Consider the following 11641-nt stretch of genomic DNA (forward strand, 5'->3'; position numbering starts at 1 on the left):
CCTACTGGGCCGTGACCGGACTCTTGAGAGTCTTTTACGTGAGGGTAAGGGGTGTGACTCCCTTAGCGGAGGCGGTTCCGCATACTAAACGACCATTTCAGGTCGCGCTAGGTTAAACGAATCGCACACCGGAATTGATATTAAACAACAGCCGGAGCACCAACAACCTCACCCTTCAGCATCCGAGAAGCAGCATCCAGCAATTGCTCCTCCAAATAAGGCTTAGTGAAATAACCTTTCGCACCCAAACCGTAAGCCATTTGACGGTGTCTGTCAGCACCACGGGAAGTCAACATCGCGATCGGCAACTCACACAAAATCGCATCCTTCTGCATCCGAGAAAGCAGCTCCAAACCATCCATTCGAGGCATTTCAATATCGCAGAACACAATATCGCAAGGCAAACCAGATTTCATCTTCTCCCAAGCTTCCTTGCCGTCCCGCGCTTCTTCCACACGATAGCCAGACTTCTCGAAAGTAATCGAAAGGAGCGATCGCACCGTAATCGAATCATCCACAATCAACACCGTCGGCTCAGCCTTCTCCTCCACCGGCTCAACAGGAACCCGATCGCCCCCATCCCACAAAGTACCACCAGCATCCTTCCGCAGTCTGCCAGTAGCCAAATCAATCAACTCCAGAACATCAGCGATCGCCACAATCCGACCATCCCCCAACACAGTAGCCCCAGCAATCCCCACCGGCTTGGGAACAGGCCCCTCCAACTGCTTAATCACAATTTCCTGTTCAGTAGAAACCTGATCCACCTGCACAGCCAAGAAATTGCCAGCAGAGCGCAACACAATCACCGAAATCATGTCATCGTCAGTATTAAAGCCATAAACACTGCCACGGCCCAAATGGCGATGATAAGCCAACAAATCTCGCAGCGGACGGAAAGGCAAAATCGAACCACGCCACTCAATGCAAGGAAGCCCATCAGCCCCCCTCGTCACCTGATCGCGAGGAACATCAATCATATCCTCAACCCCATCCATGGGAAACGCAATCCGAGCTCGATCGCTAATGCAACACAAAGCCTTAGAAATACTCAACACCAAAGGCAACCGAATCGTAAACACAGTCCCCTTACCAAGGGTAGAATCAATCCCCACAGTCCCCCGAATCTCCTGCAAAGAAGTCAAAACCACATCCATCCCCACCCCACGGCCAGCAAACTCCGTAGCCTGTTCCTGAGTGCTAAAACCAGGTCTAAACAACAACTCATAAACCTCCGAGCGAGTCATTCTCTGAGCCTGAGCCGCCGTCAACAAACCTTGCTTAATCGCCTTAGCCTTCACTCTCTGAGCGTCAATACCAGCCCCATCATCAGACACCGAAATTACGGTTTGATTTCCTTGATGAAAAGCCCGAATCGTAATCCTTCCCATCGCCGGTTTCCCAGCAGCCAACCGCACCTCCGGCGACTCAATGCCATGGGTAATGGCATTATTCACCAAGTGAGTCATGGGGTCATAGAGCTGATCCACAATCATCTTGTCAATCAAAATCTCCTTTCCTTCCACCTGCAACTGAGCCTGCTTCCCGCATTTAATCCCAACCTCCCGCACAGCACGGAATAAGCGATCAGTCGTCTCCGCAAAGGGCTTCATCCGAGCCTTAGTCAATCCTTCCTGCAACTGAGTAGTCACCTGCCGCAACTGACGAGTCACCTGATCCGCTTCATCCACCAAAAACTCAATATCCGCCGCGGACTCCCGCACCCGCACGATCAACTCAATAATCTCCTGAGCCAAACTGTGGAAAGGAGTAAACCGATCCATTTCCTCCGGCTTCCAAGCCCCCTCCCGCTGATGGGCAGAATCCTCCGATCGCCAAGCCGAGCGATGCCCCTGCCGATTCGCCAACAGCGCAATTTCTAGCAAACTCCGCTCATAAAAATCCTGAGTCCGTTGGCTGACATCACTCAATAAAGTCACCTGATGCAGCAAATTATCCAAAAACTGCCGCATCCGTTCCTGGTCCTGCTCCAAACTATTCCGATTCACCACCAGTTCCCCCATCAAGTTACTGAGGTTATCCAGTTGCTTCACCGGCACCCGCATAGTTTGGTCGCCAAACCCCTGACGCGGCCCCTTGGGTCGAATCCCCCCCGGACGCGAACTCATGCCCGCCTCGCCCTGACGCACCCCCTCCTTGGGTTCATCCAGCAGAGCTTCCAAATCGCTAAAGTCATCCCGCCCCTGCTGAGAGGAACCTGTCGCCAGACCAAGAGTCGATCGCCCATAAATCTCCGGCACAGTCTTGCTCTCGCTCAACATCTCCTCCAAGTCCGAGAAAACCTCCGTACTCACAGGAGTTTGACCAGCGATCGGCACAACAGCCATTACAGCCTCCGTACCCTCCAGACTCAACAGAGACTCCAAATCATCAAAACTCTCCTCCCCATCCCCAGCAACCCCATCATTACCCCCAAAAAAGCCCGACAGCGAAGAACCATCCAACTCAGAAGTATCCGTCCCCGGCGATTCCTCCGTATCCCAAAAACCAGACGTCAGCTCAGATGTTACCAAAGCACCAGCATCGATCGAATCCAACAAATCATCAAAACCATCCAAATCAGCACTATCGAGAGTCGCACCAGTCTCCAGCGCCGCCAACAAACCAATCTCTCCCCCAAAACCCCCATCGGACAACTGCGGCGACATCACCCCCAAATCACCACTAGAAACCGACCGAGAAAGCACCTCAAACAAATCATCCCCATCATCACCAGTCATAGCCGACAGACCCTCAAACAAATCCGCCCCATTTTCCTCCAAAGAATCATCCGCAACCACAGACACAGATGCCCCCAACTCCCCAGACGACGGAGCAGCCGCTTCCGAAGCGGAGACATCCATGCCCTCCCCAAACATATCCTCTAGCAAATCAAAGGTATTCTCATCGTCAAAATTCCGATTCATGGAACTATCCCCGCGGCTGACTTTGACTGACCCAGGCTCTAACTCACCTTCTGGCAAATTAACCGCCAGACTATCGATCGCGCCCCCCATATTGCGCCCCGACAGAGACAACTCCACATCAGGAGATTCCGCAACATCCTCAAAACTCAGCCACTGCGCCGTGTTAATATCCTCCAAACCTTCATCCTCATGGTCAATTCCCGTCGGCACCGAGTCAAACAACTCCACCAAATCCGCTGCCTCCTGAGACCTCAAAAGAGCCCCACCCACACCAATAGGCTCCATCCCGACCTCCAGCCCCATCCCCGACTCCGACACACCCCCAAACAGAGCATCCAAATCTAGATCTGACTCCGAGCCATCCCCCAGAGAAGCTGATTCCTCCTGAGCCAAAGCATTTTCCAGCCAATTTTCATCGTCAGAAATATCCAAATCCGCATCCGGTGTCATATTAAATAAACTGTCAACTTCCTGGTTGCGTGCCTCCAGACCAGCCAAATCCCCATCATCCTTCTGTTCCGTGCTGTCACCTTCCGAGGACAAGAAATCCGAAGTAATTAAGAGCAATTCACTCAAATCCAAATCCACATCTGCCTCAGCCCCAGAATCTGCTACTTTCAGCGGCGATGACACCTCTGCCAGTTCCTGACTCTGGTCCTGGGGGGCGATCGCCGACAAAGAAACCTCCCCATCACCTTCATCCCAGCCAGCCAAATCCTCAAAAATATCCCCCGACGAGAGCTCAGAACTCTCCGATATCTCCAACCGTCTCGATAACCCATTATCGAAACCAACATCATCCACCAACGCCGCCCTAGCAGCCACCTCATCCAACAGCTTGCCCAAGGGGTCATCGGACTCCTGAGACCCCGCCAAACCACCTCCCGATCGCCCATCCACCGGCGGCACAGCACCCCGTGCCAGCATCCCATACCCATCTTCGAGACCCTGGACACCATCGAATTCCCCCGACTCGCCAGAAAGCAAGTCCGAGCCAAACAGACTCGTCAAATCTCCCACAGCGCCAACAGAGCCCACATCAGAAACAACCGTAGGGTAGTCATCCAGCAGCAAATCCGTGAAATCCGCCGAACTATCCCCATCATCCGGTTGCAGCAACCCCTCGGCGGGAAACCCAGAAATTGTAGTTTCCTCTAGCTCATCCTCCCCTTCCCAACCGCCATCAAGGTCGGGACTTTCCCCATCGAACAAATCAGCCAAGGTATTCAATTCCGCTGCCCCCACTTCAGGTCCAGTCCGAGCAGAAACCCTCCAACTACCCGATTCCAATTCGCCATCTCCAAATCCAGGCGAGTCACCAAACTGAGGCGATCGACCCCCACCATAGTCATTGGTATCCCCACTATCAAGCTTGTCAAACAACTCATCTATACTCAAGCCAGAAATCGCCGGTAACATCATTTGCTCTCCGCCATCGCCATCTTCAACCAAATTCCAGACCTTATCTTCCTCAGTGCCGAGTCTGGAATTTACCCTTCCCGGCTGAGCAAAAGCCAATAAGTCCTCAAAATCTGTTTCGGAATCTGCCACTAGAGCCAACTCCCTCAGCCTCGCGCCCACGACAATGGAGGATTCCATCCCGGCAAGCACCAATTCCTGAGCCTGTTTGATATCCTTAATGGCGATCGGAGCCAAAGTACGATAGGAATTTTCTGGATTAGCGATCGCCCTTTCCACCACCTCGATCAACCCTATCCAACAACCCAAACCAAACTCCTCCCCCGCCAACCGGAGACTCCCACAAATGTTTTTCAGCCGATTTTTGCTTTGGTTTGTCTCCGACTGCTTAAACTCCTGAAGCATCTCCCGCATCCGCGCCGGCACATCCGACTCAAAAACCATCCGCACAGAACCGAACGACACCTCTCCTCCCCAGCCCCCAGTCCCGCGGGATTCCACCACCGCCCCACTCGAAGCCATAGCCCCCATCATCCCCATCATGCTGACTGGCAAAAAAGGGCTGCTTTCTTCGCCATCACCAACCCTATATCCCACCAGCCCCCCCAAATGACCGTTGAGCTCCTGGAACACCGGCTCCAAGTCCCTCACCATCTGCTCTCCCAGTTCTTCTGTGAGTCCAAAGGGTCCAGAGAGTTGCTCCAATAGTCCCTGCAAGGTATCAAATATTCGCAAAAACAAAGACTCTAGCTGCTGGTCTACTTTCACGCTGCATTCCTTAAGGATTTTGAAACTATCCTCCAGTCTGTGGGCTGTCTGCTGAATGCTCGTCAGCCCCAGCATTGCTGCTCCCCCTTTCACTGAGTGGGCTGCTCTGAATACTTCATTCACCAATTCTGGGTCTTCGATCGTTGCTTGAAGGTTCAGCAACCCCTGTTCGATCGTATTGAGATGGTCCTTTGCCTCCTCAATAAAATAGCCCATGATTCTTTGTTGTTGTTCTGCTTGCATAGTTTTATTCCTTTTTTCTAATTTATTTCTCTGCTATTTGTTGGAGAGAATATCTTTTTTCTAATACTAATCCGTGGACTTTTAACATCTTGATTTCATTCTCGCTCGGAAGTTTTATCTGGGCATATCCTCCACTATTTTTGATAGTTCGCCGACCCTACAGCCCCTTGGCTCAACTTCGCTCAAAATTTCAGAAAATACATCTACTATGTCATCGTCCATCTGGGCAACTCCTAGTTTATTTAAGTGCTGATTTGGCATCCCCGCAGACATTTCAAGACTGCGAGGTTGCTTTTTTTATGCCATCATTTCGGCACTAATCTGCTGGTAATTCACTAAGCAAAACAAGCATTAGACAATTAATTATTGTCGGTCTACTGTTTCTACTCGGAATCTTTCCACCGAGGTCAAAAGGTCGCGAGCAACCCCTACCAAGTTTTGTAAAGCACCGGAAACTCGCTGTGCTTCCTGGGAGGTTTCCTGAGCGGTCAACTCCACAGCCTGCATAACTGCCCGCACCGATCGAGCCGTCTCGTTCTGCTCCACAGTATCGGCAGTAATCGATCGCACCAACACGTCAATTCGATTAGTTACTTGGATAATATCGTCGAGCGATCGCTTAGCCTGTTCTGCCAATTTTGTCCCCTCAATCACCTGTTGCGTCCCTTCTTCCATCGCTGTCATCACTGCCCCAGTCTCACTTTGAATTTGCATCACAATCTGTTCAATTTCTTTGAGAGACTTAGCCGATCGGTCCGCCAACTGCCGCACCTCATCTGCCACGATCGCAAAACCCCTGCCTGCTTCCCCTGCTCTTGCTGCTTCAATACTAGCGTTAAGAGCCAACAAATTAGTCCGGGAGGCGATCGTCGCAATTAAAGCCACAATCTTAGAAATTTCTTGAGAAGCTTCTGCCAACCTCTTGACTTTTCTGGTTGTTTCTGCTACTGTTTCTCGGATATCTAAAATCCCAGCCACCGTGCGATCCACAGCCTCGCCGCCTTTAAGAGCGGTGGCGGCAGCGCCCCGTGCTACTTCTTCAGCCTCTCTAGCACTCTCAGCAACCCGCTGAATTGCGTCCGTCAGCACCTGCACCGAATTCAGGGTTGCCGCCAGTTCCTCAGCTTGTCGCAGAGCATCGGAAGACAAATCCCCCGCAAACTTGGCACTATCAGTAGCGCCTTGGCTGACCTCCCTAGCGGCCTGCTTCACCTGGTGGACGATTTCTCGGAGATTTTGAATCGTCAAGTTGAACGAGTCAGCCACAGCCCCCAATACATCGGCCGTCACCTCCGCCGTCACGGTCAAATCACCACGAGCAGCACCTTCCACGTCGTCTAGCAAGCGAATCACTTGGCGCTGCAAGTCTTCCTTTGCCTGTTCCTGCTCGTCGGATTTGCGTCTGGTATCGCTAATAGTCGTTTGGATGGCCTTCGCCATGTGGTTGAATTTAGCAGCCATTTTGCCAAATTCATCTTCAGAATAAATTGTGGCACGAGCATTCAAATTGCCTTGAGAGACAGCATCAAATTGAGCTTGCAAATTGTCCGAAGAATTCCGTACCTGCTTGGCGATTAACTGACCGATACCCCAAGAAGTTAAAAAGCTGGTAACACCTGCTGCTGCGGTCATTACCCAGCCTGTTTGGCGCAGATAGACGATCGCCTCTGGCTTATCCTGCCGCAACGCTTGGTAAGAAGCAATGTTGGTGACAAAAGCCACAGCTACCAGAGAAACCAGTCCGGCCCCGACTGCTGTGTAAAAATGCTTGGCAGCCAAAGGGGCATTTTCTAAGAAAGCCAGACCACCCTGTTCCACAGTGACAGCAGCATCAATAGGCTCTGTTTCCGTCACCGTAAAAGTTTGCGCCGATGTATCGGCCGGACCACTCATGCTAAATATCTCATCATCCCGAATAGCCGAGCCATCGGTATTATCGAAATCTAGACTGCTGCTGGTAGTCCCCATCATGCCGCTATTCGAGCTGCCAAAATGAGTGCTACCCCTAGTCAGAATCGAACTATTGACATCTTCAGAAATATCAAAATCTGGCAAATTGCCCAAATCATCAAAAGCATCAAATTCATCCAAAAAATCGCTATGTTCTGGAGAATTACCAGCTTTTGATGACCAATCGCTGCTGGCCGCTCCCCCAGCTCCGAAAGAAGTCAATTGTTCGGAAGTGTCGAGAGAGAAAGAGTCATTAAAAGCATCGTCATCAAAAGCGTCTAACTCAAAACTATCCCTGGAGCCGAATGCTACACTCGAAGAATCGCCGTAACCATTACTTTGGGAAGTTCCATCGCTCGAATTCAAACCTCCCCGCCTCCCCCTGGGACTTTGAGAGTTGGGAACAGCACCGCCCATCAACAAAGTTTCATCTTCAGCCAGGGCATAATTTGACGAGTATTCCCCATTGGTTTGGGGCAGTCCAAATTCCCCTGGGAGTTCCTGGGCGAAGGGGTCTGCATCTTCTCCTATATCGTAGTTATGATTTTGACCGATCGGGGGTGAGGAAGAGAAGTCATCCAAATCATCGTCCAGGTCAAATTCATCTGGTAAGGAGCGGGGTACAAAAGATTCGTCAAAATTGTGGGATGGGCTCGTGGGATAGTTTACTGGGTTCAAGTCGATGTCATTGTCAACTTCGGGAGCAGCAAAGCCCCTACCATTGAGAATCTGAGTCGGAGCTTCTGAAAACGAATCTGGCTCGTAAGGAACTGATTTGCCAGACACTTTGCTGTCTTCAAAGGCATCATCTAATCCTTCGTGCTCTTCTAAGGCAAAAGCATCTCCAAAGTCTGAACTCGCAAATTCCTCGTCTAGTGGACCTGTCGCCTCAGCGTAAGCAGCCATCCCACCAGAATCGCTCATAAAGGGGTTAGAGGCCATGGTTAAATCGGCAGCACCGATTTCATTGTCGTCTTTTGGTTCCCATCCCAAGGCACTCATTCCCAAGTCTGCTAGGTCTTCATTTTCCATACCATTCGGGGATGGGTTCTCCCAGTCCATGCCACCGGCATCTCCTGAGAAAAGTTCAAAATTGGGGTTTTCTAAACCTACATCCAGAGATTTATCTGGGTAGAATTCCAATTCCGTTTCGGCATCAAAATTTTCTGATGGCAATTCTCCGGGTAAAAATTGGTCTGTGTAATTAATCCCGTTATGAGCGTGTTCAACCAAGCTTTGGTCGTCGCTCAAATCCAGCACTACTGCGTACTGTTCCCGTGCCACTTCGTAGTCTTCTAGGCCGTAACAATATATGTGTCCGCACAGCAGACGAGCGCTAGGGTGTTCGGGAAAATCTGCTACTAATTGACAAACTAGAGCGGCGGCTTCTGGATAGTCGCCTTCCATGTATGCCGCTTCGGCTCGTTGGTAGTCCTGGTCAAATTTGGTACTTGTTGCCATTTGCCGCCCCATGTTGGATTTTAGATTTTAGATTTTAGATTTTAGATTTTTATCTTGAATGTTAGATACGCGGCGCTGTGACTGTTTGTGATTAGACTCAATCGAAAATCGCCAATCTAAAATTGATTTCACGCTGCCCACCGCGCCGAGCGCAGAATTTTCACTTGATCTAGCAGTCGTAGCACTTTCTGACCTGGTTCGCCTAACATCCATTCTCCTCTGAGAAATGGCATCATGCCATCTGGTGCATTGTTCTGCGAGTGCAGTTGCTCGACATCGAGCCAGTCCATGCCCACAATTCGATCGACTGCTAATCCCAAAATCGTATCTTGGTCTTCTACAGCTACGATCGGAATTTCCTGTCTGTCGGTATTCAGAGGTGTTTGGTCTCCCAGAAATTGGCCCAAGTCTGCCACCCAAATGACACGCCCTCTCATGTTTAGCGTACCTAAAAGCAAGGAAGAAACGTTAGGAATTGGTGTCATGCGGTCTGGGGAGGGGGATAGTACCTCTCTAATCCCTGTCGCTGGCAGCGCGAACTCATTGCCCGAAGGTACATAAAACCGCAGGTGCAGCTCGCCTTCGGGAGTTTCTAGTTCTTGGAATTCGGGAGCATGATCTATACCTAGTCCTGGTAATATGAAGTCTGGGCCGCCACTAATCATTTTTCTGACACCTGCTTTTTTAGCAAATTATTGAGGGTTCCCGCCAAGCTTGTCCCATCGAAACTTGACATAGCCAAGCTTGACATAACCAAGGCGTAAATGGCGTGACTGCTGGATGTGTTTGGCAAGAGAAGCGCGGACGCCATGAACTACATTAGCTCTGAGGTCTCGCGGTTTTGGTCAATCAGAGAAGGCTTTTTGTGAAGAAACAAGTATATTATATTTGTACTTTGAGCCTGTGTGGCCCACTTGAGTCGATAAATTATCCAGAGTAGCACCACAGGATTTTTTGGCGATTATCTATTATTTGTTTAATAAATGAGCCTGCGAAAGCGAGTGTCTTTACTGATAATCCAAGCTTTTTTGGGAATCGCGCAGGGTTTGAACAAAATGGTCGTAGATTTGTCTATAAGTGTACCACCTTGTCTATTTAATAGCTAGCTAGGTACTAGCTCCACTGTCGCCTCTGGGTAACCAGGACCCACATATTTTTCTACCAGCATTAATAACTCGTTTTCACCAAAAGGTTTGGTGATGTATTCAGTAGCTCCCGCCATCCGAGCTTGAACCCGATCGATAAATCCGTCAATACCCGTTAACATCACGATGGGTGTCTGTCGGAAAGCACTAGAACTACGTAGCATAGCGCAAATTTCGTGACCGTCTAGTTCCGGCATGGCAATGTCGCACAAAATTAAATCGGGTTTGAGTTGAAACACTAAACTCAGGGCTGTGAGGGGACTACTGATGCCCGTTGCTTGGTAGCCATGTTCATTCAAAATCGACTCTACGGTCTTGCGAATCACATTGTCATCGTCAATACAGACAACTATGGGAACTTTGGTTTTGGGGGAAGACCATTCTTTTTTGTTGTTAGCTGGGCTAATAGACTCAAAAAATACCTGCACCAATCCCTGCTGGACGAAGGGATAAATTGCCTTAGCCACAGTCAACACATCCCGGTTGAGGTAGCGCGCCATTTGGCGGATAGAAGTGCGGCCGTCAGCCCAGCGTTTGAGAGTATTAAAAGTATTGACAGGTAGGGCGACTTGCAACTCGGTGGGGTCTGAAATCACCGGACATTGGTTGGGTGACTGAATGTGAGGGTGAAACTGTTTCCACTGCTGCACCTGTTTGACAATTTTCGCCAGCAAGGAGCTAATTTCTAAGCTGGTTAATTGAGGAGCTAAGGCAGAACCCATTTCAAAGGTAAAGGAACCCTGATGGAGACTGAGCAAGTCAAATAGGGTTTCGTGGATCATGCTGTGGATAATGTTGCGCCCTTGAGCTGGGGTGAGGATGTGTTGTTCTAGCAGCGCCCACAGGTAGCCATATTCTGGAGCATTGGTAGAAGCCATATAGGGAACTTCGATTTTGTCTAGGGCCTTTTCTGCTTTGTAGCGGCGCAGGTAGTCCCGCAGGCGAAACAAACTTCCCGCACTCTGGGTAGCGTAAATAATCTGACCGTTGAAGCAGAAGACATACCAGGATTGTCCGGCTGGGGAGCGCGGGGTTGGGTGAGTACCTGTGCTGGCACCTATGGAGGAGCTGTAGGTCTCTACGAACAGTTCTCCGGTTCGCTGACCTAACTCAATCAGTTGCAGGATGCTGCGGATGTCTATTTCACTCAAATTTCCCTGCATGGAGCTAAAATTTTCTCCTTAAAACCGTTGGCGTCTGAGTTCAAAAATGCTATTTGGTGGCGGGAACTCAATTTTTTTTCCCATCTAGATTTCCATCGACAACAAACTATTTTGTGACCAATCTTCAAAAAACCATTCACCCCAGCATTAGTTTAGCTGTAGGGTGTTGGTGGTGAATCTCTGTTTGCTCGCCCCTTGGGAGGAAACAGGCTAAGGCGTTACCCTATTGTGACATACTCCCTCTCTCATTCAGCAGAACCTAGAACCTAATTGAATAGATACATTTAACCAGGTAAATTTAGGAATGTAACTAAATCTACTTTGAAATACTCACCTGGCAACTCTCTCGACCAGATTTTTTGTCAAAAGGAGTAGAGCCAAACATAGAGGGCTAATACCGGCTGTTAAATTTTTTAACTTTTGGTGATGGCAGTCTCCGCAGTTTTGCTATTCTTTTTAAGAAAGTGGCATTGATTGTGCCTAGGAGAAGTTGAGAAAGTCGTAGATAAGGCTTGATTGACGCTCCAAGTTGAGCATTGCTGTCGCTTGCTGCTAAAGTTGGGAA

The 11641-nt window shown here is 49.7% G+C and carries 4 protein-coding genes; all 4 read right to left on the reverse strand.

What is annotated here, in order from left to right:
• Nucleotides 1-140: 140 nt before the first annotated feature.
• The gene (locus tag ACBR23_RS09120) at nucleotides 141-5357 is read right to left on the reverse strand and encodes a response regulator (RefSeq protein ID WP_371119052.1); all 5217 of its coding nucleotides are present in this window, start codon (nucleotides 5355-5357) and stop codon (nucleotides 141-143) included.
• A 363-nt stretch (nucleotides 5358-5720) separates the two neighbouring features.
• Nucleotides 5721-8768 (reverse strand): methyl-accepting chemotaxis protein, encoded by a 3048-nt coding sequence (locus tag ACBR23_RS09125; RefSeq protein WP_371117894.1) that lies wholly within the window; start codon nucleotides 8766-8768, stop codon nucleotides 5721-5723.
• A gap of 128 nt (nucleotides 8769-8896) precedes the next feature.
• Nucleotides 8897-9430, reverse strand: a complete 534-nt coding sequence (locus ACBR23_RS09130) for a chemotaxis protein CheW (RefSeq protein ID WP_341733313.1) — start codon at nucleotides 9428-9430, stop codon at nucleotides 8897-8899.
• 440 nt (nucleotides 9431-9870) lie between these two features.
• On the reverse strand, nucleotides 9871-11076 hold the full coding sequence (locus ACBR23_RS09135; RefSeq protein WP_341739455.1) for a response regulator: 1206 nt from the start codon (nucleotides 11074-11076) through the stop codon (nucleotides 9871-9873).
• Nucleotides 11077-11641 lie beyond the last annotated feature (565 nt).

It is taken from the genome of Microcoleus sp. (assembly GCF_041354475.1).
In the GTDB taxonomy this organism is placed as follows: Bacteria; Cyanobacteriota; Cyanobacteriia; order Cyanobacteriales; family Microcoleaceae; genus Microcoleus.